The organism is Arthrobacter sp. alpha11c (assembly GCF_054149985.1).
The window spans coordinates 1,557,330-1,583,783 of the sequence record NZ_CP196747.1; the positions used below are offsets into that span (position 1 = coordinate 1,557,330).

The window sequence follows — 26,454 nt, forward strand, 5'->3', positions numbered from 1 at the left end:
TCGACGTATGCAGCATCTAGCCTCCGATGAGCCTGTGTACATGGGCCCTGAGTTCAGCGAACTCGGGGCGGGCCTTGGTTTGGAGCTGGGTGCGGGAGGAGCCAAGTGGAATCGAAAGATTGGCGCGAACATTGGCAGGCCGGCCCCCCAAGACGATCACCCGATCAGCGAGGTAGATTGCTTCGTCGATGTCATGCGTTATCAGGACAACTGCCTGCCCCTGGTCTTCCCTGATCCGAAGTACCAGGTCTTCGAGAGTTTCTCGTGTTTGTGCGTCAACCGAGGCAAAGGGCTCATCCATGAGCATTACTCTCGGTTCGAATACGAGGGCACGGGCGATCGCTACTCGCTGTTGCATCCCCCCCGAAAGCTGCCAGGGGTAGCGATTGGCGGCCTCCCGAAGCCCCACTTCCCGCAGGGCTTTTTCCGCCCTTGCCCGCCGTTCACCCTTGGAGACCCTGCCCTTCAGCGGAAGCGTCACGTTGTCGATAACACTCAGCCAGGGCAGCAGGGAGCGACTGTAGTCCTGGAAGACGAGACTGATTGCTGTCGATGGACCAGCGAGTGGGATGCCGTCAACCGCAACGTGGCCGGCCGTCGGTTGCTGCAGACCCGACAGGCAACGCAAAAGAGTTGTTTTGCCCACGCCCGATGGACCGACGATGCAAACAAATTCCCCTGGCAGCACTGAAAATTCAACAGAGGCAAGGATTTCGGCGCTTCCCACGGAAGTATTGTAGGAATGCCCAAGGTTCACAGCTTCGATGACGGCGTTGACGCTATCCCTACTCTCAGTTTTCGCCGCTTTGACAATAGCGGCCTCATTGGTGCTGTTCGATGTACTCACGGCTTCAATTCCGATCGGTCTGGTAGCTTTTGTCTGATTCACAAGGTGACAGCTCCTGTCGTGGCCTGCTGGCTAAGTGCAGTCTTTGGCGACACAACCTTTCCCCGCGACTGGTTTTGCGTTCGATAGCTGGGGTGCCAGTGCAACAGGCGGCCTTCAAGAATTCTGAAGGCAAGATTCAGCAAGTAGCCGAGGATCCCGAGGACCAGCATCCCGGTCCACATGTCCGTGATGGCGTAGTTCCTTTGGGCCGCCAAAATGAAGTATCCGACGCCGCGGTGGGCCCCTGTCATTTCGCTGACGACTATCAGAACCACTGCTATCGAGAGCGCTGTTCGCGCACCAGCGAAGATTTGCGGAGCAGCAGACGGAAGGCGCACGACGAACAGTCTCGTTGCAGCTGAAAGCGAGAACGCTGTGCTCATATCTTTCACTACGGGATCGAGCGCGCGGATGCCCGCGATGGTATTGAGCAGGACTGGCCACACCGCCCCGAAGGCGATGACAGCAATTCTCATGTCGTCCCCGAGACCCATAGCTATGATCGCGATCGGCAGTATTGCAACGGCAGGAACCGCGCGCAGAAATTCCAGCTCGGGTTCTATCGCTTCAAGAACCATGGGCATCAGCCCTAAAGCTGTGCCGATCAGGACTCCTGCAAGGACAGCGATCCCATAGCCCATCAGGAGATTCAGGAGGCTGGGGACCAGGTCACTTGTGAGGCGTGAATCTGTGATCCATACTTTTACTGCCTTCGTTAGGATCGTCTGCAAAGGCGGAAAGAAGGGCGACTTGCTGGATGCACTAATCGCCAGCCAGAGAGCCACCGCGATCACAGGTAGCCAAAGCTCGAGCAATAGGCCCTTCATTGCCCTAAGAAAACCTCGCTCTGTCCTATTTGTCATGATGGTTCTCTCACCTTCCACGTACAGACGGATGCCAAAAAAGAGCCTTGCGCTGACCGAGGCCCGTCCCAAGGTTGACCGCGACACCGAGAAGCGCGGCGATCACGACGTAGGCGTAAGCCGTAGGTACTTGCGCGCCCATTTGTGCCAAGGTGATCTCACGCCCGATTCCAGGTGCATTCCCGATGAGTTCAGCGGCGACCGCCAGCAGCAGCGCGATCGTGCTGGCAATTCGAAACCCTGTCAACAGAAACGGCGCCGAACTGGGCAGCAGAACATTCAGCCACAGGAACCGTGTCCGCAAGCGGAAAGCACGCGCGAAATCACGAAGAACAGGGTCCACTTCGCGTATGGCGTACGTAGCTTGCACAAAGAGCGGCCATATGCAGCCAAAAACAATGAGGACAATCTTCATCCAAGTGCTTGGGCCATATAGGAGAACGATCAGGGGAATGAGTGTGACTGGTGGGATTGTCCGGAGAAAATCTACGGAAAGGCGTGTGCTGGCCCCAAAGAAGGGACTCGCGCCTACCAACATCCCGAGAGGAACTGCCAGAACTGCAGCAATAGCTAGTCCAATAATGGAGCCACTGATTGTCGCCCACACGGCGGCCCAGAAATCCTGCTCGGGCAGGAGCCGGACCAGAGCCGTACCGACCTCCGCCGGTGAAGGAACAATCCCGGGCCCGAACCTCAGGGCTTGCACCTCCCAAAGACCCATAAAGAGGGCGAATGCAAGAGCTCTCAGGACGGGCCTTCTCCAATCGACGCCCTGACCGCGCTCCATGGACAAGGATGTCCTTGTTCTACTCGAATTCTTCAGAACCATGCCTGGCCTCCAGCCCTATTTCCCGCCGAGCAGGAGAGTGTTGAGGTCGGGCTGATTGTCCAGAAGCTTGTACTTATTCATGAGCCCTGCCAGTGTCCGCATTCCCGAAGTGTCGGCTGCATCTTCGGCATAGATGGGCAGCGTGATGACATTCAGGACTTCCGGGGCAATTTTGGTGTAAGTGGCCGTGATTCGGCGTGTGTCAGCTGCGTCAGCATTCGCTCGAGTTGATGCCTTGCTCATGGCAGCCTGAAATTTCTTAACAACTTCGGGGTGGGCCGAGGCGAACTGCGACGACGAGACGAAAATGGTCGACGGCAGGTCGGCGACTGCGTATGCTTGCGGCGCTATGACTACGTGGAGACCTTTGGCCTTAGCTCCGGACAAGAAGGGCTCAACCAAGAGTGCAGCGCTGACCTTGCCTGTAACTACGGCCTCGGTCATCTGCGGAAAAGGCAATTCTACGAATTGGACAGCTGCCGAGTTTCCACCTTGGTTGTCTATGGCAGCACGAGCCGTGAGCTCGGAAATGCCTTTCAACTGGTTTACCGCAACCGTCTTCCCCTCAAGGGCCTTTACGTTGGTGATCGCAGGGTCGTCAGCGACGATGCCTGAATAGTCCTTGCCAGGATGGGAGGGCGAAGTCGTGGCAACACCGGAAGCCACTATGCCTACTCCGTTTGCTGCCGCTGTCATTGTGCCGGCGGCGTCCCCCAGGGCGAAGGCCAACTCTCCGTTCAGCAGACGGGGAATTGCCTCAGCCCCGGACTGGATAGTGGCCGTCTTGACTTCGAGGCCCTGCTCCTTGAATTCCTGCTCAGCGGCAAGATATACGGCTGCCGAAGCTGTGGATGGGCTCACCCCAACCGTAATGGAGGTTGGGCCTCCCCGCCTGGGTTGCGGTCGGCGCCGGACCTGCCCCGCAGGCCGAGACTGCAAAAAGAGCCAACGCGGCCAAGGACGTCGAAAGAACCATATTTTTCATCAAATGCACACTCCATCGTGTTTTTCAAGTTGGCCTCAAGTATCCTCATGGATAATCAAGGAGTCAAGGTCACTGGGTGACTTTGACTAACTACGGTACTCGATCATGTTGGTTAAGTCACTGGGTGACTGGGTGCGCTATTCTTGCAGCATGCCTACCTCGAGAGCGGCCTCGCGTCCACCAGCTGTCAGCCTGTCAGGCGCCAGCACCCTAAGAAGCACCAACACCGCGGAACGAATTGTCGAGGAACTGCGCGGGCTCATCGCAACGGGGAAGATCAGCAAGGGGCGCGCTTGCCGACTGAGCGGGACCTGGCCGGCACCTATGGCGTAAGCCCCTCCACTATTCGGGAGGCCATCCGCGCGCTGGCAGTAATGGGCCTCGTGGAGGTTCGACATGGAAGCGGCACCTATGTGGTCGAAGACACCGGCGCCCTTGTGAGGTCATCGCTGGTCACCGCCATGCAAATGGAGGGTGTGCAAATCAGTGAAGTGCTTCGGCTTCTATCACTCATCAACGAGCAAGCCGCCTCCAGGGCCGTGGAACGAGCAACTCCCGAGAACCTCCAGGCGCTCAGCGAAGCAAACAATGCAGTGGCCCGCGGTTCCACTTCCCGTGAGATTTTGGACGGAGTCGTGTCTTTCCTCACTGCACTGCTGGAATGCGCCCACGAGCCACTCCTGAGAGTCTTCGGAGGGTTTCTCATCCAGCTTCTGGATCGCATAGAGAGCGACCTGTTTCCGGACGACGCGCAGTTCTGGCGGACCTTAACCGGGAACGCTTACGAAGACAGGGAGGCCATAATACGGGCCATTTCCCAGAAGAATCATCATGCTGTCGTTCAAGCTGTACGCAAGTACCATGCAAGGGCCGTTGATCTCTTGGAGACAAGTTCCCTCGAAAGAGGGCTTGGATCAAAGCTTTCGGATGAAAGGTTTGCTGCGCTTATTTCCTCCCTCATCACAACCAAGTAGGGGCCGTCTAAAGTGGGCTCCTCCCGAGTGGCCCTATCCGGAGTGGTGTAGTCCGAAGGGCAGCTGCTGGCCTGAACTCGCCAAACTTGGATTCATCTTTGATGTCATGTCGCCGCGTTTCTTTGCCATGTCCTGCGACGAATCTTTGGGGCAGGACGTCCCCGACAAATTTTTCACCTTGCAACACGATGCCGTCCTTAATTACGAGACTGGCCGAACACAATTACCCAGGCACGCGTCGGCCTAGCTGGCTCGCACTCCTCTCGGTGAGCATCTGGCCGGAAGATGGGCGGCTACAGCGGTGCCCGGTAACGGATCCTTCACCTGGCGCGGCGCGGGCAAGAGGCCGTTCGGGTTCAGACGGATTCGTTCTGTCCTGACTCCGCCAAGGTTATACCTGCTACAGACCAGTTCTCGCGGGGTAGCTCCTGCAAGATCACCCGGATCGTGTCAGGACGGATCTCCATGACCTCAGCGTACGTGGCAGTTAGTGCAGACAGCAGCTGACGCTTCTTTTCAGTCGAGGCGGGGGATGCATTGAGAACCTGAAGAAGGGGCATGCACAGATTCTGACATCTTCGGGAGAGGAACGGATGGCCTTCGGACGGCGGGGATTGATCTGCAGGTGATAACACGAAGTGAAATCACGAAGAAGTGCGCCACTTCCTTCCCTGGACGATGAACCCTACGGTTTGTCTCATGGCCAGAATGACTCCCAAGGGAGCCACTGCCGTAAATATACTGCTGGGCTACTTTGCGGGTCGGTCCGAACAACCACCTGCAGAGATCGTGCGGTCGCTCGATACGCTAGCCCCCGGGCTCACAATCGTTTTGTAGGCAGGATGGGATGAAACTGCGGTGCGGCGCCAGTGGCCTATGCCCTTAAAGTGGAGATTGACCAAAGCAACGAACAGCCGACGGAACAAACACCAGCTCCTACTGAGGCTGACTACTTGGCTCTCGAGGGCGGGCCATTCAGACATTCCTCCAGGAAACACTGAACTTCTCGCCTCGCTGGCCTTGACCTGTAGGGTCACCCCATGGACTTCGCGTCGCCCCAGTTTCTAGCCTTCGTCTTCGGTCGGCTGGTCGATGAGCTGTCCCGGGAAGCTGAAGCACCGTCGTTTCGATCTCGCGGTCACTCCCCCGGCTCCCAACAGCCATGGCCAGTGCTACCGAAGGTGCGTCTGGAGTAGCCAGGACATGGCCTCATCGCGGGAGGTGAAAAACCGCGTGGGGCACGGGAGCGTCCGCCGTGCCATTGCGAAGTTGGCAATGACACGAGTGACCGGACTCGAGCCAAGCAGGGCAATCCGTGAAGCGGCGCACTTGACGCTGAAAACTGACCTGGCCTGACGGGTCACCGCCTGAGTGTTCGCTATGTCGATCAACATCGGGTACTCGGCACCGGCGGCAAGCTCATTGACCGTTGCCATCGCCGCATGTACGTCGTCGGCCTCCAGAACAGTCCCCGGTTGCCACACCAGGTTGAGAACTTCTTCGGCATCGAGTTCCACTGTGCCCTTGCCGCCATCAACGGTGATTGGCTTCATTTTCTCCCCCAGAGTCTTATGGAGCTAAGACTAACTGCCTGCTTGAATATTCGCACCCGAATGAACAGACAAAGGCGTCCAGTTCGTCGCAAATGCCGCTTCTGAACGGACCCAGACGGTCAGTCTTGTCCGATTTCGTTGGATATGGGCACGGTGGTGTCAGGAAACGGGTGCCTGGAGAAGCCAGGACATCGCCTCATCGCGGGAGGTGAAATACCGAGTGGGACACGGGAGTTTCCGCCGTGCCATGGCGAAGTTGGCAATGACCCGATTGAGCGGGCTTGAGCCAAGCAGGGCAATTCGTGAAGCGGCGCACTTGACGCTGAAAACGGACTTGGCCTGAAGGGTCACAGCTTGAGTGTTGGCTATGTCGATCAGCATCGGGTACTCGGCACCGTCGGCAACCTCATTGACCTTTGCCATCGCCGCATGTACGTCATCGGCCTCCAGAACAGTCCCCGGTTGCCACACCAGGTAGAGAATTCCTTGGGCGTCGAGTTCCACTGTGCCCTTGCCGCCGTCGACGGTGATTGGTTTCATCTCTTGCTCCCCCAGAGTCTTGTAGAGCTAAGAGTAACTGCCTGTTTAAACATGCGCACCCAAACGACCGGTCAAATTTCGCGGCGTCCCATTTCCTTGGAACCCGGACATTCGTGGGACACTAATCGCCGATACGGAGTGTCTGTAGCAGCCAACCGCACGCGTAGTCCACGCTCCGGTAACCTCTTTTGGACACGCGCAAATTCATGTCATTCTCTCGTGTCAACGAGTAGGGCGCCGGGAAGCTCCTATGACGTGACCTGACCGAGCGCTTCCTCTTGAGCGTCCGGATACCGAAGCGGATACTGGTTGGGTCAACCGGCTTAGGCCGTTGTAAAAATACCGACAAGGATGACGGGGTGTTCGAAATGGGAGCTGCAGAAAACGCTGAACTCGTTCGGCGGGGGTACGAAGCCTTCAACACCGGGGATTTGGCGACCCTTGGCGAATTGTTCGCGGAGGACGCAGTCTGGTACGCGGCAGGAAGCGGCGTGCTGTCAGGCAAGAAAGAAGGACGCGAAGCCATCCTGGCCTACTTTGGTGAGCTGGGCTCACGCTCCCAGGGGTCGTTCCAGGCGAATGTCCAGGACATCGTCGGCGGGGAAAACCACACCGTGGGGATCCAGCAAAGCCACGCGGAAAACAACGGGAAGACTTTGGACGTGGCGTCGGCCATCGTGTTCGTGCTCCGCGACGGAAAGGTTGTCGAGGGCCGGGAGTTCTTCGAGGACACCGCCAAGGCGGACGAATTCTGGACCTGAGTTCTGGCCCTCGAAGCAAAGATCCTCGAAGGCCATAAAGTGACCCAGAGGCTGGACTTTCCATGCTTGAAGGTTTCAGTTCCGGCGGCCGATAGAAACTTGCGTTGGGGACTAATCGGCCAGCACTGCGCCATGGCTGGCTTCCAAAATGCGCATACGGTCATCGGCCGTCGGCCCAAGCTTGACGTGAACAGCTGCTATGAGGGCTTCCACCAACACCGTTGCCGGCACGATGCTGTCGAAGGAACCCGCCGCCTCCACCCGCGCCGGCAGAACGACGTCCGCGACAAATGAAACGGGAGAGAGCCACGGGTCCGTGATGAGGACAATCTTTGCCCCCTTCTCACGGGCTGCCTTTGCCAAGTCAACGGTGTCTTTCTGGTACCGGCGAAAATCGAAGAAGACGCAGACATCGCGTTTGCTGAGGTCAGCTATGAACGTGGAGTCATTGTTAGGATGCTGGGCGTGCACCACGGTGTTGGGTCGCATCAGGCGAAGGTGCAAGTCCAAGTAGGTGGCCAGGAGGTGAGAGAACCTGCCACCGATCGAAGTAATGTCCAGTGACGTATTGCATAGAAGCGCAACGGCACGGTCGAACTCATGCTCCGGAAGCGAGGCGACCGTGCTCTCGATGCCCTCGACCGCCGTCTCTGCCACTGACTGAGCCAATTCTGGAGCGGCTGAATCAACTCGTATTTTGCCTTGGAGGGTCAGCGGCGATGCCCGCCGCGCCTGCACTTCGTCGCGTAGGGCATCCTGGAAGTCCCGGTACTTGTTGAAGCCCAATCTGCTGACGAACCTGAGCACCGTGGGGGCACTGACATTTCCTTTCTTGGCAAATTCAATGGTGGACTCGAGCCCTGCCGTCGGGTAGTTGGCGAGGAACACGCGGGACAGCTTGTGCTCTGCCGGGGAAAGTGAACCCTGAATTTGACGGATTCGGTCCGCCAGGGTCAACCGGGCAGATTGGTTCTCAGACTGTTCAAATTGTCCGGACTGCGTCATGGCGTTCCTTTTTTGCATAGACGGCAAAGCTGGAAGTTAGTGTGAACTCCACCGCTTTTATCCCCATTCAATCAGGAAACCCAGAACGGCTTGAGCGCTAGCCTGCCGTCAGCCTGTTGGGGCAGCGACCAGGGGCAGCCCGTGAGCGGGCAGTAACGTCCTGGCGGCGCCTACGTATCCAGCCAGGAGCGCATGCGCTACATCATGGACGTGAGAGTCATGGGGCACGAAAGTGCTTGAGTGCAACCGTTCCCCGGTTCCGCTGGTACCTACGAACATCATCAAAGAAGGCATCCTTTCCGAAAAATACGAAAAATCATCGGAACCCGCAGACCTGAGATTACTGTCCACTTCCAAGCCCAGAGCCAGCAGTAGAGGGGCAGTCGCCTTGACGACGTGCGCATCATTTTCCAGGACGGGTTCACCTTCGGTGACGCTGACTTCGCCGCTGCAGCCGTGCGCAGCTGCAACCAGGCGGACTGTCTCTGCAAGACGCCGCAGCACTTCCTCCCTCACTGGCGTGGCCATAGTGCGGACAGTTCCCCGGGCGGCGGCGGTACCCGGAATGACGTTGGCCGCGGTACCAGCCTGAAGGGTAGCAATGGTGAGGACTACCGAATCCATGGGATCCACGTTCCGGCTCACGATGTTTTGCAAAGAGACCACAACGTGGGACAGCGCCAGGACAGGATCCGCTGCAATGTGCGGGTAGGCGGCGTGGCCGCCTCTTCCATTAATGTTGATGGTGAACTCGTCCGATGATGCATTCACGGCCCCCGGTGTGCACGCCACTGTCCCTCCGGGTAACAGCGGCTGAACATGAGCCGCAACTGTGACGCGCACGTCTTCCTCCGTGAGTATCCCTGCTGCGCAGATGTCCTTTGCCCCGGACGGGTACGTTTCTTCCCTGGGTTGCAAGACCAGTGCCATGGGAGTTGCGCCCGGTGTTGAGTGGACAGCCCTGGCCAAGGCAACGACGGCAGCCAGATGGATATCATGCCCACAAGCGTGCATGACACCCGGCCTTTGGGAAGCCCAATCGAGTCCGGACTCTTCCAGGGCAGGCAGCGCATCCAGCTCAGCCCGGATGGCGATGGCCTTGCCCGGGCCGCCGATTCGCAGTACTGCCCCTGTTCCGGCCACAAACCTGGTTTGCAGGTCGCCAGGCAATGCGTTCAAGACCAGATCAAGGGTCGGCCCCTCGGAACCGGATAAATCCGGCAAGCTATGCAATTTATGGCGCAGTTCTATTGCGCGCGGAATTTCCTGGTCAATGCGTCTCCTGAGCACCTCAAACAGTTCAGAGTTCACTTCTCCCCCAGCTCATAGACGCGCACTGCGTTATCCCTTCCGACCATGTGAACCACTCGAATGGCATCCTCCTCAGCCCAGTCCCCATCGCGAACCCAAGCCCCCAGGACCTTGCCCATTCCTTCGCGCCATAGTCGCGCCCCGAGGTAATGGAGTTCCGGAGGTCCCCACGCATCCGTTGAAAACAGGATCTTGGAGAAAGGTGCCAATTCGAAAGACTCTTTGATCAGTTCCAGAGACTGAACGCCTGTGTAGTTGGTCCCAAGCCCGACATCGAAGTAGACATGCGGGAATACCTGCGCAAGGTAGCCCGCGTGACGATGGAACGGGTAGCAGTGGAGAAGGAGTACGTCCACCTTCAATGATTCAATCAGCTTCAACCAGGGAACCAGCAGCAACGGGTCGCAGCGGTCCAGACGCAAGTCGGGATCACCGTATCCAGTGTGCATTTGAATGGGCAGACCACGGTCGACGCCCGACCACAGAAAGAAGCGCAAAAGCACAGGATCCGCAACACGAAGCGAGTAGCCGGCTGCTACCAGACGGAGCCAGGAAGCAGCCGCCTTCACCACTTCTTCTTTGGACGGCCGGATTGGATCAAAGTCGAACCCATGTCGGTAGGCGATGATGCTCTTGACTCCCACGGCGTTCTCCGTTGCCAGCGCTAGCCGGGCCGCATAGGCGTTAGCGAAATCGGCGGCTGATACGCCTTCCCACGCCAAAGACTCCGCTACGGATTCGAGTCTGACAACCTCACCTACGGTGGCTGAGCTGATTCGCTCCATCCCCGAAAGGCCGTGGATTTGATCACCGCGATATCCGGTTTCGACCAGGAAATGACCTATCCCCGCAGACTGGAGCAGGCGAGAGGTTACTTCCGACGTCCCGAGCCCCACACGCCGTTCAAAGTACGCGTCGGCACTCGCATGTGCAGATAGGCCCAACAACGGCGCACACCAACGACGAATCGCGAATCCCAACTGCGAATCGAATTGCGTCATCCATTCAGGAATAGGCCTGTCCGACTCCGTCAGCAGTTCCTCCAGCGAGGACCGGTCAACGTCATCCTTCAACGCTCCATGGACATGGTGGTCCACCAAGGGGATTTCCTCGATGGTGGTCAGGAGATCTTCTACGGAATTAGTAGACATCAGATACCGCTTTGACTCGGGCAGCATCGTCGAGAGTGGCCACATGGGCGAGCTCATGCCGCTTGACCGCCAAATACGTTGCCAACAGATCAGGATGGAACCACGACGTCACGCTCTGGTCCTTTTCCAATGCCAGGAGTGCGTCCTCGAGTGTACGAGGCAGTCGAGGTACGTCGTTCAATTCAGCCGGGTCTGCCGTCTCCGGGAAAATGTCAGGTTCGGGGTACTCGTCGCCCCCTACGAATCCGGCCAGACCGGCCCGGAGCAGGACACCAAGCGTGAGCCACGGGTTGGCGGTTGCGTCCGCTGCCCTGTACTCAAGATTGAACTGGTGGTCCGGAGCAGATCCACCTGCCGAACTGGTCGGACAGATTCGGAGAAGAGCCTCCCTGTTTCGTTCCGCCAGGAATATGCCCCCTACACTCCATCGATCCGGGGCCAGGCGCATGAAGGAAACGGGGCTTGGCGCTGTCCAGGCCGTCAGCGCTTCGGCGTGACGCAGGATTCCTGCGCTGAATCTTGATCCAACCTCGGATAGGCGCCCCGGACGGGTGGCGTCAAAGAGAACCGGAGTACCGCCGTCGTCCACCAAACTGATGTGGACATGGACGCCGGTACCGGTACCGTTTGGTTCCTGAAGCGGTGCGAAGGAAGCCCTGAGGCCGCGTCGGATGGCCAAATCGCGGACCAGTTCGCGCAAGAGTACCGCCCTGTCTGCTGCAGTGAGGGGGTCGCTCGGTTCCACCGTGATTTCAAACTGGTTCGCCCCGTATTCGGGCAACCAGTTCTCGGGTGCGAGACCACAATCCGTCAAAAGACGCAGCAGGTCCATTCCGAACGGATCGGCGTCCAGGTGCCTGCGCAAGGAAAACGGAGCCGATTGAGGCAGGCCCTCCACAACGAACTCGTGTTCAAAAGTAGCGATAACGCGCAGGCCCGTTTGCTCTCGAAAGTCGCTGATGGCTCGGCGCAGGAAGGTCCTGGGACAGCAGTCCCAGTCAGTTCCGTCGGGTTGTGTTTGGTCGGCGAGCAGAATCCTGAGTCCGGCCTCTTTGGGGCCATCGGCAACGGTGATTTCCGTGGCCTCGTCCGGCATAAGGCGCAGGTCGCCGGTTGAACCGAAGGCGCTGCCCGGCGCAATGCTGCCGAAAGCCGAAATGCCAAGGTTGGCCGGCACCCAGCCCAGACCGGAGCGAAGGACGGAGCCGTAGGCTTCGCCGGGTGCGCCTCGTCCTTTGACCTGACCAGCGAGATCGCAGGTAGCAACGAAGATATCGGGGGTGTTCACGGGCGCCTCCGGCCAGTCGTGGGTGGATTGATGCTGGATTCAGTACCCGAGACGCCGCAATAATCCATTGCAGATAGGGCGTACGTCTTTACTGCGGTAATGATCTGGTGGATTGGCACGAACTCGTTTTCCGCGTGCGCGGTTCGGCCAACCCCAGGACCGTAAACGAGCCCGTCGATACCTTGGGCATCCATCCATGTGAGATCACAGACACCGAGGAACCCCTCTTGTTCAGGAGGGGTGGCCAGGTCAAACCCGCCGACGGAATCACTGTGGGCCTTCATGACCGCGGGGATGAGTTCATGGCTGGCCGGCGCGGTGTACGGCGGCCAAAGGAGCTTCCAGTCGAATTCAGGTCGGTTGGTGCTTAGCCAGGGATCGTTGGCACAAGCTTGACGCACGGTTCGTTCGATCTCGTCGATGACTTCGTCGTTGCTTCGCTCAGGGTGGTGGTAGACGCAGTATTCCACTGTGAGCGTGTCGGCGAGGAAGAACGGGACCAGGACGCCCTCCGGGTTTCCACGGATCACCCCGGGCAAGAGATTGAAGTAGCCCGGCTGGAAGAGGGGGTGCCTGTCACGCCGCGCCCAAGTATCTTCCAACTGCCGCAGGGCGTGATAAATGATCCAGAACTTATCGATGGTATTGACGCCCAAAGCTTCGCCCTCAAGGGTTGGATGAATGGTAAGACCCCGCAGTCCGGAGTGCGCAGCTTTGCCGACAAGGGACAGCGAGAACCAGAGCAGGCCCGGCGTGGTGGGAACCAGATTGGGGGCTGCGTCCGAGAAGTTCGACGGTTCGCAGACGATTGCGGCGTCGGCCCCATATCCCGCCTGTAAGGCTGCCGTTGTACCCGAGAGGTGGTCACCGACTTCTTCTCCCACGACCGCCTGCAGTACGAGGTCTCCTTTGAGCCGGATACCTGCGGTGGCTAATGCGATGGCAGCATATGCCGTGGCGACTGTGCCGGCTTTGTTATCCGTAGCTCCCCTGCCATGAACCGCGTCATCGGTAATCAACCCGGAGAACGGCGCGTGATCCCAAAGACCTTCCCGGTTGGGCGGCACAACATCGACGTGCCCGTTGAGCAGCAGCGAGCGGCCACCGCCCGTTCCGGCAATCCGCCCGCAAGCATTGTCCCGGCCTTTCTCAACTGTGACGAGTTCCGTGGAGGCTCCGGCTTCGCGATGAAGATCGTTCATGAGCGCGCTCACCTCACCCTCACCGCCCACAAGCTTCTGGTAGTCCTGACCGGGATACTTAGGGTTTATGCTCGGGATCCTGACTGCGTCGGCGACAGACTGCACGATCCTGGGCGCCAGACGATCCACAGCGTCCAGGACCGCCTTTCGTTGGTTCTGCTCTGCCCGGGCAGTGGAATCAATGGACATGCGTGGTCTCCTCGACTTCCATAGTCCGGCTTGCGGGTTTTTGGAGTGCTCTATGGGCGGATTTGTTCGGGTTTCCCGGAAGTAGCCTCCGCGCTCTGGTCCATACGTCTTCGAAGAGCCCGGAAATGCCGCGTGGAAGGAAAATGAGAACCAGAAGGGTTCCAACGCCGATGATGATCGCACGCACAGGCCCAAGGTCAGTGAGTTGGCGGTCGATGACGGTGACTATCAATGCCCCCAGGACCGGACCCCAGATGTGGCCGGTACCGCCGAGGAAGATCATGCTCAAGCCAAGGGTGACGAATCCGAAACTGAAGAGTGTGACGTCCGCAACGCGGAAGTACGCAACATAAAGGGCTCCTGTGACGCCGGCGACTGCTCCGCTGAGGATGAAGGCAAGGAGATGCTGCCTTATGCGGTTCATTCCGCGGCTCACGGCAAGGTTTTCATTGTCGCGCAGTGCGATGAGGCTCTTGCCGAACGGGCTGCGAAGGGTGGTCCGGAGCAGAACCAGGAGCAGGACCACTGCCCCGCCGAGCAACCATAGGTAACCCAATCCCGCGTACTTTGCGAAGGAAAAATCTCCTACGCTCAGTGCCGGTACGCCTGTCAGCCCACTGGATCCGCCGGTGATTCCGGGAATAGCCAACACCAGGTAGTAGCAGAGCTGAACGAAGACGAAGGTGATCAGTGCGATATAAATGCCTCGCATGCGTATCACCGGGACATAGGCCAGGGCACCAGCCAGCCCACCGGCAACGGTTGCCAGTATGAGCCCAAGCCATGGATTCATATCCCATGTCACTGTGGCAACGGCCATCGCGTAGCCACCTACCCCGAAGAAGCCAACGTGTGCGAAGTTGAAGATACCGCCGATACCCAGCGTCAGGTTCCAGCTGGCCGCGAGCAGGGCGTAAATGAGAGCTGTCGCGGCCAGCAGGCGTGCAGAGCCGCTGATGACGACATACGGCAGCAAGGCGGCGGCAAGCAAGAGCAACGGCCACGTCGCGAAGCGCTTGAGGGATCCAAGAATGTTCATCACGAACGTCCTTTCACTAGACCTTGGGGGCGGACCAGCATGATGAGGACCAGCACGAGGAATACGGCTACAGGGCTCCATTGCAGACCGAGCCAGTACGTTGTGCCCGCCTCCAACAGGCCTATGGTGAAGGCGCCGACCAAGGTTCCCCACAAAGTCGCCGACCCGCCGAAGACCAGGACGACAAAGGCCGTCAGCAGGGGTTCAAATCCCTTGGTGGGCGTAATGGTGGTGGTCGTTCCGTAGACGAAGGCAGCGGCGCAGGCCAGAATTGACGCCACCGCAAATACGCCGGCGTATATGCGCGCTGGCCTGATTCCGACGAGCATTGCCATGTCCCGGTTTTGTTCCACTGCCCGGACCGCCATCCCCCACTTCGTCTTGCGCAGCAACGTAATCAGTCCTACGACTAGAACTAATGCCAGGGCCAGGGCAATGAGGGTGGAGCTTGCGATTTTTACGTCGCCCAAGGCAAATGTTGAGGTGCTCACGGCCTTTATCTGCTTGTTCTGCGGTCCCCAGATTAGTTGTGCAGCACCTTCGACGGCGTTGGCGATGGCGAGGGTCGAAACCATGACCAAGAGAGTTCCGTTTGCCCTGCTGATGAAAGGCCGGACCGCGACGAGGTCCAGGAGCATACCCAGTAAGGCCAGCAAGGGAATCGCAGCCGCGAAAGCGAGAAGTACCGGGAGCCCGACCTTCTCTGAGAACGTCCAGATAAGGTACGCGCCCAGCAGCAGGAGCGCGCCGTGAGCGTAGTTGAAGACCCCCAGCGTGGACCAAATGAGGGACAGTCCGCTTGCCATCAATGAGTACAGCGACCCGAGCACGAGGGCTGAGACGAGGATGGAAAGGAGCGCGTCAGACATGCTTGTCTCCCTCAATGTTGTTGGTAGCGGATGACGGGTGCGAGCCGACGTACATATCCATGACTTCCTCGTGACTGGGCTTGATGTCGGTGGTCCCGCTGGAGACGATCCGCCCGAGCTCCACAAGATGCCACCGGTCCGCGAGTTCGAAGAGGAACTCAATATCGCCATCGGCGACTATCAGGGATAGGCCCAGTCGTCGGACTTCGTGAAGTGTCTCAAGGATTTCGTACCGGATCTTGGGTGCCAACCCGAGAGTTGGTTCATCCAGCACAAGAAGTTTGGGCTTGGCCATAAGGCCCATTCCGATGGCCACCATTTGGCGTTCGCCTCCCGACAGCGTGCCCACAAGTTGCCCTCGACGTTGCAGGAGCTTGGGAAACAGTCCCTGGACCATTTCAAGAGTCTCTTCCCGCTGGCCCCTGGCTGCCGGGATCCCACCTGCCAATGTCAGGTTCTCCCTGACGGTGAGCCTGGGAAAGAGCTGATTGCCTTGGGGCACATGCATCATTCCCTGGTTGACTACCTTATAGGCGGGCATCCCGGTGATATCGCTGCCATCGAAGACAATCTGACCCGAAGAGATCCTGCCAAGGCCCGAGATGGCGCGCAGGGCGGTCGTTTTTCCATGACCGTTGGGACCCAACAAGGCCAGGGCTTCCCCCGGGGCGACCTCCATGGAAAGTGATCTGACGACAGGCAGGCGTCCATATCCGGCCGCCAGGTCACTGACGCGGAGCAGTGGGCTGACGGTCTCCTGATCGGCGTTCATGCTGCGGCCTTCCCCAGATATGCCTCCATGACCCGCGGATCCGAAAGAACGGCGTCGGGGGTTCCTTCAATCAGGACTTCGCCGGACGACATGATGACCATTCTTTTGGCCAGATCGCGGATAAGACTGAGTACATGCTCAATGATCAGCAGTGTCAGGCCGCCCTTCTGAAGTTCACGCAAAAGCAGGATTAGTTCAGCCTGATCCTCATCGTTGAGGCCCCCGGCTGGTTCGTCCAGCATCAAGAGCCGCGGCTGTGAGACGAGGGCGCTGGCGATCATTAGCTTCTTTTTTGCAAGCAGTGGTATGTCCCCCGCCGGATCATCTCTGTACTTGATGATTCCGACTGTCTCCAAGGCAGTTTCCACGTCCCCTTTGGTGCGCCGCCCGCCGAGGTAGTGGTTGGCCACGGCGATGTTGTCCGAAACGCTCAACGACGGGAACAGCTGTTCTGCCTGGAAGGTTCGACGCATTCCCGAACGAGCGATTCTGTGCGCGGGAAGCCTGTCAATCCGCGTACCGTCAAAGAAGATCTCTCCGCCTGTCGGGCCGAACGGCACCCCGGAGATCAGGTTGAAGAGAGTACTTTTTCCCGCACCATTGGGACCGGCAATTCCCAGGATCTCCCCCTCATGAACATTCAGCGTGACGTCGTCCACTGCGACGAACCCCCCGAAGTGTCGACTGACCTGCCGTAATTCCAGGAGGTGCCCTGTGGACGGGGCGGGGACTGGTGACTTGGCGATCCTCATTTCATCCACTCGGGTCTCTGGAACTTGCCGTCGGCGAACTCTTCCGGAGCAATGTTCAGGCGTTTGCCGTTTTGGATTTGGTAGTACGTCATCGGGATACCGTCCTTGCCGGCTACCGCCAGATGGGTTGTTGGATCAAAATGGACACGCCCGAGGGTGGTTTGTTTGTCCAGCTTGCCCAATGCAGCTCCGACTTCCTCTCGTTTGTCGGGATCCCCGACTTCCTTGACGGCGTCGGCCCACAAATGGACCTGTTCGTAGAGGCCATAGCTATAAAGGCTCGGTTCGTTCTGGTATGCCTCCGTAAGCTTCCTGGTAAGGTCTTTGGTTTCCGGCAATGCCGGCAACGGGGCAAACGGCAGGTTGTAAAGCACGCCATCAGCGTTCTTCCCTGCAAGCTCAGTGAACTCCGGGACGCTGGGGGCGTATTGCGAAAACACCAGTGACTGCGTGGGGTTCTGGCGGAATTGGGTGAGGAACTTTGACGCATTTGCAGTCAGGTAGTCGAGGTTGATGATTACAGCCGGATCGACCTGCCGAATTTTGGCGATCTGCGTGGTCCAGTCGTCCACTTCCCCAAACGGAACAGTGTCAGGACCGGTGACTTCCCAGCCTTTTGTCTTGAAGTTCTTGTCCAGACCTGACGCTATGCCATTGGAATATGCATTGTCGCTGGAGATGATGTAAACCCGGCGGTTAGTGAGCGGGAACGTGCCATCGGCGTTCCATGCATCCAATTGTTCAGGAATTCCAGTGCTATACCCCTCGTATGAAGGGGCAAGGGACCAAACACCGGGGTACTTTTCGGGATTCTTGGAAATGATCTCCAGCGTCTGGCCGCTGTTGCCGCTGAGCAGGTACGGAATCCCGGCTTCTGCGAGCTGATCGATTTCGAAGTTCGTCGTGCTGGCGTAGCCGGTGATCACTGCCGCAACATCGGGGTCTGAGGTCAGTTGTGTCACAGCGGCCGAGACCGCATCTGACTTCTGGTCCCGTACGTCCAGGGCTTTGAGTTCAACCTTCCTCCCATCGATGCCGCCCTTGGCATTGATTTCATCGACCGCGAGTCGTGCACCCTGTTCCATGAGCTTGCCGTCGGCAGCGGCTACGCCTGTTAGCGGGGCCAATAGACCGAGCGTGATGGTCTCTCCTGATGCCCCGGAGTCACCACCTTCGCCGGTGGGAACGGTACAGCTCACCATCGAGATGGCCATGAGCGTAGCGGCTGAAAGGAGTAGGGAGGAACGTAGGTGGGGCTTGATTGAGGTGGGCATAGCGCTCCGTGGGAGATGGGGATTTTGGTCCGGGCTTGGGAGTCATATCTGGATACATTTGCTGGATGGTGAAGACGATGGAGTCAGTCGCCTAACCGACGGGCGATAATGCACCGACAAGACCGAACAGGTCTTTGGGGTCGTCGGGATTGGCAACGAGGTCGATATCTTCAAAGAACTCGGAACCGTCCACGGAGTCCCGCACATAACGCAGGGCTGAGAAGTCTTCCACGGCAAATCCGACGGAATCGAAGATGGTGATTTGATCTTCTGAGGTGCGCCCAGGTGCGGCGCCGAGGAGGACCTTCCAGAATTCGGTAACGGCGAAGTCAGCCGGCATCTGCTGGATTTCACCTTCGATCCGCGTCTGGCTCTCGTACTCGACAAAAACGTCACCGATCTCCAGGATCAACGGATCCAGTTCCGTCTTTCCGGGGCAATCTCCACCGATCGCGTTGAGATGGACGCCAGGAGCAATGTGCTGAACGCTGAGGATCGTGGCCTGGGCTTTGTCCGCCGTGCAGGTCGTGATGACGTCGGCGCCCTGAACCGCTTCCAGGGCAGATGCAGCAACATCTATTTCGAATCCAAGCGGAACCATGTTGCGGATGAACTTCTTCACTGCGGCGGGATCGGTGTCCCAAACCCGCAGCTTCGCCACGCCCAATGCTGTTCTCATGGCCAGTGCCTGGAATTCTGCCTGGCTGCCGGTTCCAATCATGGCCATGACCCTGGAACCGGGCCGGGCCAGGGCCTTCGCAACCATTGCAGAGGTGGCGGCGGTGCGCAGCGCGGTGAGGATTGTCATTTCTGCAAGAAACGTTGGGTAGCCGTTGTGGACATCTGCCAGAACGCCGAATGCCGTGACGGTTTGGTAGCCGCGTGCAGGATTGGAAGGGTGCCCGTTCACATATTTGAATCCGTAGGTCTCGTGATCACTGGTGGGCATGAGTTCTATGACGCCATACGGGGTATGACTGGCTACCCGGGGCGTCTTATCGAACCGCGCCCATCGGCGGAAGTCTTCCTCCATGTAGTGGATCAGATCTTTGATGATCGTCTCCGGACCCTGGGATCTGACCCAGCTGATCATGTTGTGTACATCAACAAAGCGCGTCATCTGCGCTCCCTTCTTGTTCGTGCCGCTCGCGTCCTCGGGATCGACTGATTCCATGATGCGTTACAAACAAACCAAAGTCACTAGTCTTGAAAGATTTGTTACATTTCTTTCAGTTTCCGCTTGTGGATAGTCGGTCGTTGCGCTGCCGGCCGCGCCTCCTCAAACTGACTCTTCCGGCTTCATTTGTCTCTTCAATGTCGGCTTCCTCGCGACCGTAAGGGCACTTGACCACGGCAGGCCGCACACATCATCTGCAGGCCCAAGCCGGAAGCAGAGCACCGGTATCTCAGAAGCCATTGGGGAAGGCTGTTTGGGTCCGCACGCCGCCGGACTGTTATTCGATCGGGCTTGAATCGCTGGACCTGGGTGAGGACACCCAGATGGAACACCGGATCTGTGACGTCGAAGCTGGTGCTGGCGCAACGGAACTGACAGGTTGCCACGTCGCCAGACGTGAATGCCCAGCCAGCGGGCTCAATGAGCTTGCCCTGGATCATGCCAGCACCGTCCGAGATCGCAAACAACGCCTCAACCGCGGCCGGAGCTGTTTGGCGCTGCCATGTATTGAATAGCGCACTGCACGTGATCGCAGTCGACAGGTAGCCTGCCTCCCAACTCACAGGTTGCCTGGGCGATGGGCGCAAGGTCGACGACAATGTCCTCGTCGGCACATTGCCGCGTCCGCAATTTCATCCTCTTGCCGGCTGCCGACCATCAAATCTAAGTCGTTTGCGCTTGTGAAGATGACCCCTGGCGTTCTATGCAATCGCCTTCTGAAGTGACACAAGCGTTGCCGCGCAGGCACGCACCCACGGGACAGTACATCTAGCTCTCAAGCGCTAGCACTTCGAGGAGTGCCAAGTTGTCAACACCGTTCGCTGCAGTCCACCAGCAGACCGGGTATCCGTCGTCGACATAGTGACGGTTAGGTAGATTCCTATCTGCGGAAGTGACGAAGCGCGTTAGAAATCCAGGATGTTCCGGCGCATTGAGGATGCCTACAATTCCGAGGGCGTCTATGAACGAGGCGCGTTCATCCTTGTTTCCAGGCAGCATCTTGAGTGCTGGGGCCAACTGGGTTGGGGTGGTGGAGGGTGGACAGCTCTGAATGAAGGCGGAGATCTCGCGAGCAAGGGTCTTGTCTGCCCTGGACGGCTCGAGTTTTGGCGCTCGTTCGAATTGTTCAAGGTCGAAGGCGATATAGCCAATATCCAGTTTCCTTACCCCTCCCCATTTGAATCGTTCAAAGCTGAGGATATTCAGGTCCGCACTGGAATGGGCTACGGCGTCGCACACCAGGCAGCGAAATTGTGCGGCAGTTCCATCAAATGGATGGTCGGGCAGCGATCTAGCGATGATGTAGGAACTCAGCGCCGATCTAAGATCCAATCGGCGGCTGGTTAGGCTAGCGAGAAAAGCATCGCGAACCTCGCTGAGAGTGAGACCTTGCGCTGCGCCTCGTGCCCGCGTTACCCAATCGTCGTGATCCCTAGGAGTGTCTGGGCCGAACATTATGCCAGCAATTTTCAACCTCTCGAACGTTTCTTCATCTGGTAGCGCTGGGGGCTGGTGCCAGCCTGCTGTGGACCAATAGGTGTGTATGAGCACACGGAGATTGGAGGGAGAGCAGTCGTAAGGCCCTTGTTTGGTCACAAAGACCATGATGACACCGTGAAAGTCGGGCTCTTACGTTCCGTCGCGGTAACGGATCCTCCACCGGGCGAACAAGTTGGTTGGTTCTGAAACGCTTCCGGTTGCGGTCAGCGACAATGTTTCCATGTCGCAAAGCACTTTGGCACATTCGAAGCTTCACGTGGGACGAGGAATAGGTGGGAACACTCGGGTTAGCCGGAGATAGATTTTGGCGATGGTTGAAACGCTCACTGTTCAGATCGCTTCTTATCTGGAGGATCCAACGTAGTGCTGCTTCCGGTCACCATATGCTCGGATTTGCTGCTCCCGGTCTAACGGACAGACGAATTCGCCATCTGAAGTTATGGCCGTCCACACATCGCAGCGTCAATCCCTGACGTTCACTGCTGGGAAGCTTGGTTGCGGCCTCGCATCCGTGGCGGTGGCCATCGAAAATCAATCTGGACTGGCCTCTTTCCCGTCTTTGGCTCGGGAACACCCCGTTCCCGTCGCCGGGCCCGAGCGTCCCAGTCCTGACGCGCCCAGAAGACAAGAAGCCAAGCGAACAGACCAAAACTACCTGGCAGGAACAGCCGGACCCATTGACCGTCTGATGCAGAGAACACGACTGACATGACCAGCGAGAAGAGAACCAAAACGACAATTACTCCGGCGAATATTGTCATGGACCACCATGGCTCCACTACCGGCACATACTTCCCGCCCGAGGGTGATTTCATCCCGGCGGTAGCTGTGGAGATCACCGTCCGTAGTCCAGGCAAGAATGCGGTCCTCCCCCGCGGCGGCAGCGCGGTCGTGCCAGCGTTTGACCCCTTCCTCGATCTCCCGGTGCAGGACATTCGCTTCCTCTGCCGGTACAGACCTGCCTGATCCAATCAAGCTTTGCTCCTCACAGCCCACGTCTCTACCTCTGCCACGGGAAGAGGCCCAGGAACACCAGTCCGGCGATGGCCACTATTCCCGCTGTCAATTTCGACCACACGGCTGACGCTCGTATGTCTTGAACTGCGAGTCCTCAGGCAGCCACGCCCAACCGTCGACGCCGGCACGCGCCATGACCTTGCGCATCAGGTACAGCACCACGGCACTGAGTATCAGGAAAGCTGCGACGATGCCTGGGAAGGACCCGCCCATTTAGGCTCCCGTCCATGGCGGCCTGAAGCTGAACGTCAGCACCAGAATGAGCAGGCCCGCAACGATCAGCAATGAGCTGAAGAACACGCCGAATAACTCGAATCCCCGTACCACTTGCTCATACACTTCCCGTTCAGCTCCAGGCCGGGACTCGGACTCGTCGAGGACGTCATGGGTCCTCCGGCCGAGCATTTGTGAGGCGATCGCGTACTGCTGGCGAGCGATCTGTTTCCTGAATGGCAGCCACACCAATCCAATCGCCATGAAGACCAGTGCAAACGCCATGCCACCCCCTGCAGACCTAGTCGTGTCACCATCCTAGAAGCGAAGTCCCCTGCGAGGATGGCGCGCCGCGGCACAAAAGAGGTCCTGCGCATCTCGGCCGCGACGATCGATCCCGCCCTAAGCTTGTCCCGAAAGGGGCCCACGTGAATTCACAGCGAACATGCGTCGTCATCGAAGACGATCCTGACATCCGCGACCTGATCGCACTGATCCTCGCCGGCGCCGGCTTCGAAGTCCATGCCTACGAAACAGCACATGAAGGCATGACCGCAGTCGAACGGCTGAACCCAGTACTGATCGCCCTTGATCTGGGACTGCCCGACATGGACGGTCGCGAAGCCGCCCGCCTGATTTCCGCGGTTTCCCAGGCCCCGATATTGATGATCACAGCCTTCGCTGAACGGGACGATGAACTCCATGGCATTGCCTCCGGCGCCACTGCGTACCTGATCAAGCCCTTCCGGCCCCGCCAGCTGCGTGAGCTCGCGTTGAAACTGAGCCCCCAAGAACTCACATCCCCGGATCCCCGCAGCACGCCCTGAAGGGAACGCTGTGGCGGACCTGCCCGTCGCCCTCCGTCGCCCTCCGCGGATGGCAGACTGCACGTACTTACGACGTCGCGCGGTACTTCCCGGAGGCGGCGGTGCCCTCCGCGGCGCACGTCTAATTGCTGACTTGATGCGGCATTATGGGCGAACGGAGGACCTGTCCAGCTGCGGCTTCACGAGCAAGAGCCTGATTGTCTGAACGCAGATACCCACATTCAGGAACAACATAAACAGACTCGGAATCCTGCCGCTGGTCGTCGCGAAGTCAAGGATGTTGATAACAGTGAACGTCAGCGCGAGGCACGACATGACAAGCGCAGCAATGAGCGGCACCTTGGATGCACTAAGCCTGGCAGTGATATTCCAAATGCCAACTGCAGCCAGCGCCATGAAGTAGAAGATGTTGAGCGTCACGAAGACTGCTTGTCCAGACCTATCGCTCTCGGTGAGGGTTGCCAGCCCAGCCCCATACAACGAATACAACCAAATCATTGCCGCCGCGCTGATCACGGCGACAGCGATGAGGCCGATGCCAATGGAAGTACGGGCTTTGCGGTTTTTCTTCGGGTCCTCGTCAGCCGTCGCTGTGGGTAGGTCGCCAGGGCGCGGAATCTGAAGGCTCATACGGAACTCCTCGGCGTGCAGGAAGCACCCTTTGCACCCCCATCGGAAACAATGTAGCAGTGAGCGCAGTCACATACGGAGCTTCTCGCCCACTCCGGGTTCATGATCCACGTGCGATAGCGATCGATGCGACGCTCTGGGCGCAAAACGAAGAAACCCCCGGAAAATCCGGGGGTTTCTTTTGGTGGGCGATACTGGGTTCGAACCAGTGACCTCTTCGGTGTGAACGAAGCGCGCTACCACTGCGCCAATCGCCCGGGTGAAACCTGCATCAACTCGCTGATGCATACAGAAGACTAGCCCACCCTGGCTGGATTGCAAAACGCGCTCAAACGGCCGAATCACAAGGCCGGAATTACAGCCATGAAACTCCCCAAGAGCCCCGTAAATTCAAGGATCCGAGCCCGTTAAAGAAGCCAAAGCAACCAACCGATTTGGAGTTTGAAGCAACCTCCTATAGAGTTTTTACTCGTCGGAAAGCGACGGAATGCCTACTGGGCAGGCCGGCGCAACGGCACTGCGGACGTAGCTCAGCTGGTAGAGCACCACCTTGCCAAGGTGGATGTCGCGAGTTCGAATCTCGTCGTCCGCTCGCAAGGCACTGTCAAGGCAAGAATTCCTCGGAATCTGCTTACACGGTGGGTTGGCCGAGAGGCGAGGCAGCGGCCTGCAAAGCCGTATACACGGGTTCGAATCCCGTACCCACCTCGGTGAAAACCATGTCTTCCAGTCACGGCTGGATGCATGGGCGATTGGCGCAGCGGTAGCGCGCTTCCCTGACACGGAAGAGGTCACTGGTTCGATCCCAGTATCGCCCACCAGAACAAGGCAACTTGTTTGTTGTTGAAGGCCAGGCATTCGCCGGGCAGACAACATGTGCGGACGTAGCTCAGCTGGTAGAGCACCACCTTGCCAAGGTGGATGTCGCGAGTTCGAATCTCGTCGTCCGCTCTCCTTTCATAAGGACCCGGAAACGGGCGATTGGCGCAGCGGTAGCGCGCTTCCCTGACACGGAAGAGGTCACTGGTTCGATCCCAGTATCGCCCACCAGAACAAGGCAACTTGTTTGTTGTTGAAGGCCAGGCATCTGCCTGGCAGACAACATGTGCGGACGTAGCTCAGCTGGTAGAGCACCACCTTGCCAAGGTGGATGTCGCGAGTTCGAATCTCGTCGTCCGCTCCAACGAAAAAAGGCAGCTCCTCGGAGCTGCTTTTTTTATGCCCACACGCGGAGCCAAATGCCATTCATTATTTGAAGTAACTGATACACCTAAGAAAAAGTCGCTTTATCTAATGTGATTCGTCTCGCAGAATGTAATGCGAGCTCATCACCGTTCCACGCCAACTGGCAGGAGTACCCCCATGAATCAACAGACGGCTTCCCAATCCGTCATGAGGCGCAAGCCCATCGACGACATCGAGGAAGAAAGCAAGCACAGTGGACTCTTCAAGAGTCTTGGCCTCTGGCAACTGACGGCCATCGGCGTCGGCGGCATTATCGGCGTCGGCATTTTCTCGCTGGCCGGCCTCGTAGCCCACGGCGACGCAAACAATCCGGGCGTAGGCCCGGCAGTGCTCGTCTCGTTCCTTATTGCCGGACTTGCTTCCGGCGCAGCCGCTCTGTCCTATGCCGAATTTGCCGGCATGATCCCCAGGGCCGGCTCCGCCTACACCTATGGCTATGTGGCCTTGGGCGAGATCATCGGCTGGTTTATCGGCTGGGATCTCCTGCTTGAATACATCGCCATTGTTGCCGTTGTGGCAATCGGCATCTCCGGCTACTTCGATGCTTTCTTGTCCGGCATCGGAATCCACATGCCCACCTGGATGACGTCCACAGCGGATGAAGGAAAGGGCGGCATCATCAACCTCCCGGCGATCCTGGTGTGCCTCTTGGTGACCTGGATCCTGAGCAGGGGAACCAAGGCTTTCGGCCGCTTCGAGTTGGTGGCTGTCGCCATCAAGGTGGTGCTGATCCTGTTCATCATCGGGTTGGGCATTTTCTACGTCAACACCGAGAACTTCAATCCGTTCATGCCCAGCGGCTTCGGCCCGGTCTTCGCCGGTGCAGCCACGGTGTTCTTCGCTGTCTTTGGTTACGACGCCATGAGTACAGCCGCGGAAGAAGCCAAGGACGGCAAGAAGCACATGCCCAAGGCGATCGTCCTGTCCCTGATTATTGCCATGCTGCTGTACGTGGCAGCTACGCTCGTCCTGACCGGCATGCAGAACTACAAGGACATCGATCCCAAGGCTGGCTTCGCATCCGCGTTCACCGGGGTGGGCTTGCCTGTCATCGCCACCATCATTTCGGTTTTCGCTGTCCTGTCCATCCTGACGGTTATGCTCACGTTCCTTCTGGGCGTTACCCGCGTGTGGTTCTCCATGAGCCGCGACGGCCTGCTGCCGGGCTGGTTCGCCCGTACCGACCGTCACGGCACACCGCAGCGGGTGACGTGGATCGCGGGCATCGCCTCAGCGTTCCTGGCCGGCGTTTTCCCGATCAAGGAAGTGGCCGACCTCACCAACATCGGCATCCTGGCAGCGTTCGTTGTGGTCTGCATTTCCGTCATCGTCTTCCGCTACAAGAGGCCTGAGGCTCCCCGTACCTTCCGTTTGCCATGGATGCCCGTAGTTCCCGCCTTCGGCGTACTGGCTTCCGGATTCCTGATGTCCCAGCTGCATTGGGAAACCTGGCTACGATTTGTGGTCTGGCTCATTGTTGGCTTGATCATCTACTTCTCCTACGGCCGTAAGCACTCGCTCATGAATCCGGACAGCCCACGTCACCTTGAGCTCAGTAAGCCCTTGGCGTAGCGCATCTGGAATCCTTGGCACACCCTG

27 protein-coding genes and 7 tRNA genes are annotated in these 26,454 nt (G+C 58.4%); 11 read left to right on the top strand and 23 right to left on the bottom strand.

Going from position 1 to position 26,454, the window contains the following annotated elements; genetic code table 11:
• Positions 1 to 16: 16 nt before the first annotated feature.
• The 4 genes from ACTAQJ_RS07095 to ACTAQJ_RS07110 form a co-directional block, all read right to left on the bottom strand.
• Positions 17 to 727 carry an ABC transporter ATP-binding protein gene (locus ACTAQJ_RS07095; protein WP_498701540.1) on the bottom strand — a complete coding sequence of 237 codons (711 nt, stop codon included), beginning with the start codon at positions 725 to 727 and terminating at the stop codon, positions 17 to 19.
• Positions 728 to 885: 158 nt separating this feature from the next.
• Positions 886 to 1,752, bottom strand: a complete 867-nt coding sequence (locus ACTAQJ_RS07100) for an ABC transporter permease (protein ID WP_477521662.1) — start codon at positions 1,750 to 1,752, stop codon at positions 886 to 888.
• Between the two features lie 10 nt (positions 1,753 to 1,762).
• Complete coding sequence (locus ACTAQJ_RS07105) at positions 1,763 to 2,581, bottom strand: ABC transporter permease (RefSeq protein ID WP_498701541.1); 819 nt, start codon at positions 2,579 to 2,581, stop codon at positions 1,763 to 1,765.
• Between the two features lie 15 nt (positions 2,582 to 2,596).
• Positions 2,597 to 3,442, bottom strand: a complete 846-nt coding sequence (locus ACTAQJ_RS07110) for an ABC transporter substrate-binding protein (RefSeq protein WP_498701542.1) — start codon at positions 3,440 to 3,442, stop codon at positions 2,597 to 2,599.
• A gap of 417 nt (positions 3,443 to 3,859) precedes the next feature.
• On the opposite strand from ACTAQJ_RS07110, the gene ACTAQJ_RS07115 reads away from it, so the two are divergent.
• Positions 3,860 to 4,540 carry a FadR/GntR family transcriptional regulator gene (locus ACTAQJ_RS07115; RefSeq protein ID WP_498701543.1) on the top strand — a complete coding sequence of 227 codons (681 nt, stop codon included), beginning with the start codon at positions 3,860 to 3,862 and terminating at the stop codon, positions 4,538 to 4,540.
• 356 nt (positions 4,541 to 4,896) lie between these two features.
• On the opposite strand, the gene ACTAQJ_RS07120 is transcribed toward ACTAQJ_RS07115, so the two are convergent.
• From ACTAQJ_RS07120 to ACTAQJ_RS07130, 3 genes are all read right to left on the bottom strand, one after another.
• Positions 4,897 to 5,100, bottom strand: a complete 204-nt coding sequence (locus ACTAQJ_RS07120) for a tautomerase family protein (RefSeq protein WP_498701544.1) — start codon at positions 5,098 to 5,100, stop codon at positions 4,897 to 4,899.
• 612 nt (positions 5,101 to 5,712) lie between these two features.
• Positions 5,713 to 6,093: a DUF7793 family protein gene (locus ACTAQJ_RS07125; RefSeq protein WP_498701545.1), complete on the bottom strand. Its 381-nt coding sequence runs from the start codon at positions 6,091 to 6,093 to the stop codon at positions 5,713 to 5,715.
• Positions 6,094 to 6,252: 159 nt separating this feature from the next.
• Positions 6,253 to 6,633, bottom strand: a complete 381-nt coding sequence (locus ACTAQJ_RS07130; protein ID WP_431119850.1) for a DUF7793 family protein — start codon at positions 6,631 to 6,633, stop codon at positions 6,253 to 6,255.
• 368 nt (positions 6,634 to 7,001) lie between these two features.
• Here ACTAQJ_RS07130 and ACTAQJ_RS07135 point away from each other — a divergent pair, with 368 nt between their 5' ends.
• Entirely contained in the window at positions 7,002 to 7,394 is a 393-nt protein-coding gene (locus ACTAQJ_RS07135; protein ID WP_431120188.1) for a nuclear transport factor 2 family protein, read from the top strand.
• A gap of 111 nt (positions 7,395 to 7,505) precedes the next feature.
• On the opposite strand, the gene ACTAQJ_RS07140 is transcribed toward ACTAQJ_RS07135, so the two are convergent.
• The 12 genes from ACTAQJ_RS07140 to ACTAQJ_RS07195 form a co-directional block, all read right to left on the bottom strand.
• A complete protein-coding gene (locus ACTAQJ_RS07140) occupies positions 7,506 to 8,399 on the bottom strand; it encodes a MurR/RpiR family transcriptional regulator (RefSeq protein ID WP_498701546.1) in 894 nt (297 codons plus the stop codon).
• Between the two features lie 108 nt (positions 8,400 to 8,507).
• Positions 8,508 to 9,710: a M20 metallopeptidase family protein gene (locus tag ACTAQJ_RS07145; protein ID WP_498701547.1), complete on the bottom strand. Its 1,203-nt coding sequence runs from the start codon at positions 9,708 to 9,710 to the stop codon at positions 8,508 to 8,510.
• Entirely contained in the window at positions 9,707 to 10,861 is a 1,155-nt protein-coding gene (locus ACTAQJ_RS07150; protein WP_498701548.1) for an amidohydrolase family protein, read from the bottom strand. Before ACTAQJ_RS07150 ends, ACTAQJ_RS07145 begins: the two co-directional genes overlap by 4 nt.
• On the bottom strand, positions 10,851 to 12,149 hold the full coding sequence (locus ACTAQJ_RS07155; RefSeq protein WP_498701549.1) for a type I glutamate--ammonia ligase: 1,299 nt from the start codon (positions 12,147 to 12,149) through the stop codon (positions 10,851 to 10,853). The genes ACTAQJ_RS07150 and ACTAQJ_RS07155 overlap by 11 nt, the downstream gene beginning before the upstream one ends.
• Positions 12,146 to 13,540: a M20 family metallopeptidase gene (locus ACTAQJ_RS07160; protein ID WP_498701550.1), complete on the bottom strand. Its 1,395-nt coding sequence runs from the start codon at positions 13,538 to 13,540 to the stop codon at positions 12,146 to 12,148. The genes ACTAQJ_RS07155 and ACTAQJ_RS07160 overlap by 4 nt, the downstream gene beginning before the upstream one ends.
• Positions 13,530 to 14,579 (bottom strand): branched-chain amino acid ABC transporter permease, encoded by a 1,050-nt coding sequence (locus ACTAQJ_RS07165; protein ID WP_498701551.1) that lies wholly within the window; start codon positions 14,577 to 14,579, stop codon positions 13,530 to 13,532. The genes ACTAQJ_RS07160 and ACTAQJ_RS07165 overlap by 11 nt, the downstream gene beginning before the upstream one ends.
• Positions 14,579 to 15,448: a branched-chain amino acid ABC transporter permease gene (locus tag ACTAQJ_RS07170; protein WP_477516277.1), complete on the bottom strand. Its 870-nt coding sequence runs from the start codon at positions 15,446 to 15,448 to the stop codon at positions 14,579 to 14,581. The genes ACTAQJ_RS07165 and ACTAQJ_RS07170 overlap by 1 nt, the downstream gene beginning before the upstream one ends.
• Positions 15,441 to 16,220 carry an ABC transporter ATP-binding protein gene (locus ACTAQJ_RS07175; protein ID WP_431119837.1) on the bottom strand — a complete coding sequence of 260 codons (780 nt, stop codon included), beginning with the start codon at positions 16,218 to 16,220 and terminating at the stop codon, positions 15,441 to 15,443. The genes ACTAQJ_RS07170 and ACTAQJ_RS07175 overlap by 8 nt, the downstream gene beginning before the upstream one ends.
• Positions 16,217 to 16,972, bottom strand: a complete 756-nt coding sequence (locus ACTAQJ_RS07180; protein WP_498701552.1) for an ABC transporter ATP-binding protein — start codon at positions 16,970 to 16,972, stop codon at positions 16,217 to 16,219. The genes ACTAQJ_RS07175 and ACTAQJ_RS07180 overlap by 4 nt, the downstream gene beginning before the upstream one ends.
• On the bottom strand, positions 16,969 to 18,246 hold the full coding sequence (locus tag ACTAQJ_RS07185; protein ID WP_498701553.1) for an ABC transporter substrate-binding protein: 1,278 nt from the start codon (positions 18,244 to 18,246) through the stop codon (positions 16,969 to 16,971). Before ACTAQJ_RS07185 ends, ACTAQJ_RS07180 begins: the two co-directional genes overlap by 4 nt.
• 91 nt (positions 18,247 to 18,337) lie before the next feature.
• Positions 18,338 to 19,366 (bottom strand): ornithine cyclodeaminase, encoded by a 1,029-nt coding sequence (gene ocd, locus ACTAQJ_RS07190; RefSeq protein WP_498702161.1) that lies wholly within the window; start codon positions 19,364 to 19,366, stop codon positions 18,338 to 18,340.
• Between the two features lie 825 nt (positions 19,367 to 20,191).
• Complete coding sequence (locus tag ACTAQJ_RS07195) at positions 20,192 to 21,028, bottom strand: hypothetical protein (protein ID WP_498701554.1); 837 nt, start codon at positions 21,026 to 21,028, stop codon at positions 20,192 to 20,194.
• A gap of 603 nt (positions 21,029 to 21,631) precedes the next feature.
• On the opposite strand from ACTAQJ_RS07195, the gene ACTAQJ_RS07200 reads away from it, so the two are divergent.
• On the top strand, positions 21,632 to 21,889 hold the full coding sequence (locus ACTAQJ_RS07200; protein WP_498701555.1) for a hypothetical protein: 258 nt from the start codon (positions 21,632 to 21,634) through the stop codon (positions 21,887 to 21,889).
• A 96-nt stretch (positions 21,890 to 21,985) separates the two neighbouring features.
• Here the strand turns inward: ACTAQJ_RS07200 and ACTAQJ_RS07205 are convergent, their stop codons facing one another.
• Together ACTAQJ_RS07205 and ACTAQJ_RS07210 are read right to left on the bottom strand one after the other, a co-directional pair.
• Complete coding sequence (locus tag ACTAQJ_RS07205) at positions 21,986 to 22,153, bottom strand: hypothetical protein (protein ID WP_498701556.1); 168 nt, start codon at positions 22,151 to 22,153, stop codon at positions 21,986 to 21,988.
• On the bottom strand, positions 22,154 to 22,438 hold the full coding sequence (locus tag ACTAQJ_RS07210; RefSeq protein WP_498701557.1) for a hypothetical protein: 285 nt from the start codon (positions 22,436 to 22,438) through the stop codon (positions 22,154 to 22,156).
• 143 nt (positions 22,439 to 22,581) lie between these two features.
• Here ACTAQJ_RS07210 and ACTAQJ_RS07215 point away from each other — a divergent pair, with 143 nt between their 5' ends.
• Complete coding sequence (locus ACTAQJ_RS07215) at positions 22,582 to 22,980, top strand: response regulator transcription factor (protein ID WP_498701558.1); 399 nt, start codon at positions 22,582 to 22,584, stop codon at positions 22,978 to 22,980.
• A gap of 144 nt (positions 22,981 to 23,124) precedes the next feature.
• Here the strand turns inward: ACTAQJ_RS07215 and ACTAQJ_RS07220 are convergent, their stop codons facing one another.
• Together ACTAQJ_RS07220 and ACTAQJ_RS07225 are read right to left on the bottom strand one after the other, a co-directional pair.
• Entirely contained in the window at positions 23,125 to 23,610 is a 486-nt protein-coding gene (locus ACTAQJ_RS07220) for a hypothetical protein (RefSeq protein WP_498701559.1), read from the bottom strand.
• 182 nt (positions 23,611 to 23,792) lie between these two features.
• Positions 23,793 to 23,867, bottom strand: a tRNA-Val gene (locus ACTAQJ_RS07225).
• 262 nt (positions 23,868 to 24,129) lie between these two features.
• Here ACTAQJ_RS07225 and ACTAQJ_RS07230 point away from each other — a divergent pair.
• From ACTAQJ_RS07230 to ACTAQJ_RS07260, 7 genes are all read left to right on the top strand, one after another.
• Positions 24,130 to 24,202 (top strand) — tRNA-Gly (locus tag ACTAQJ_RS07230).
• Positions 24,203 to 24,247: 45 nt separating this feature from the next.
• A tRNA-Cys gene (locus ACTAQJ_RS07235) sits at positions 24,248 to 24,318 on the top strand.
• A 38-nt stretch (positions 24,319 to 24,356) separates the two neighbouring features.
• Positions 24,357 to 24,431: transfer RNA gene (locus ACTAQJ_RS07240), tRNA-Val, on the top strand.
• Between the two features lie 57 nt (positions 24,432 to 24,488).
• Positions 24,489 to 24,561 (top strand) — tRNA-Gly (locus ACTAQJ_RS07245).
• Positions 24,562 to 24,585: 24 nt separating this feature from the next.
• Positions 24,586 to 24,660: transfer RNA gene (locus ACTAQJ_RS07250), tRNA-Val, on the top strand.
• Positions 24,661 to 24,717: 57 nt separating this feature from the next.
• Positions 24,718 to 24,793, top strand: a tRNA-Gly gene (locus ACTAQJ_RS07255).
• 179 nt (positions 24,794 to 24,972) lie between these two features.
• Positions 24,973 to 26,427: an amino acid permease gene (locus tag ACTAQJ_RS07260; RefSeq protein ID WP_431119798.1), complete on the top strand. Its 1,455-nt coding sequence runs from the start codon at positions 24,973 to 24,975 to the stop codon at positions 26,425 to 26,427.
• The last annotated feature ends 27 nt before the right edge of the window (positions 26,428 to 26,454 follow it).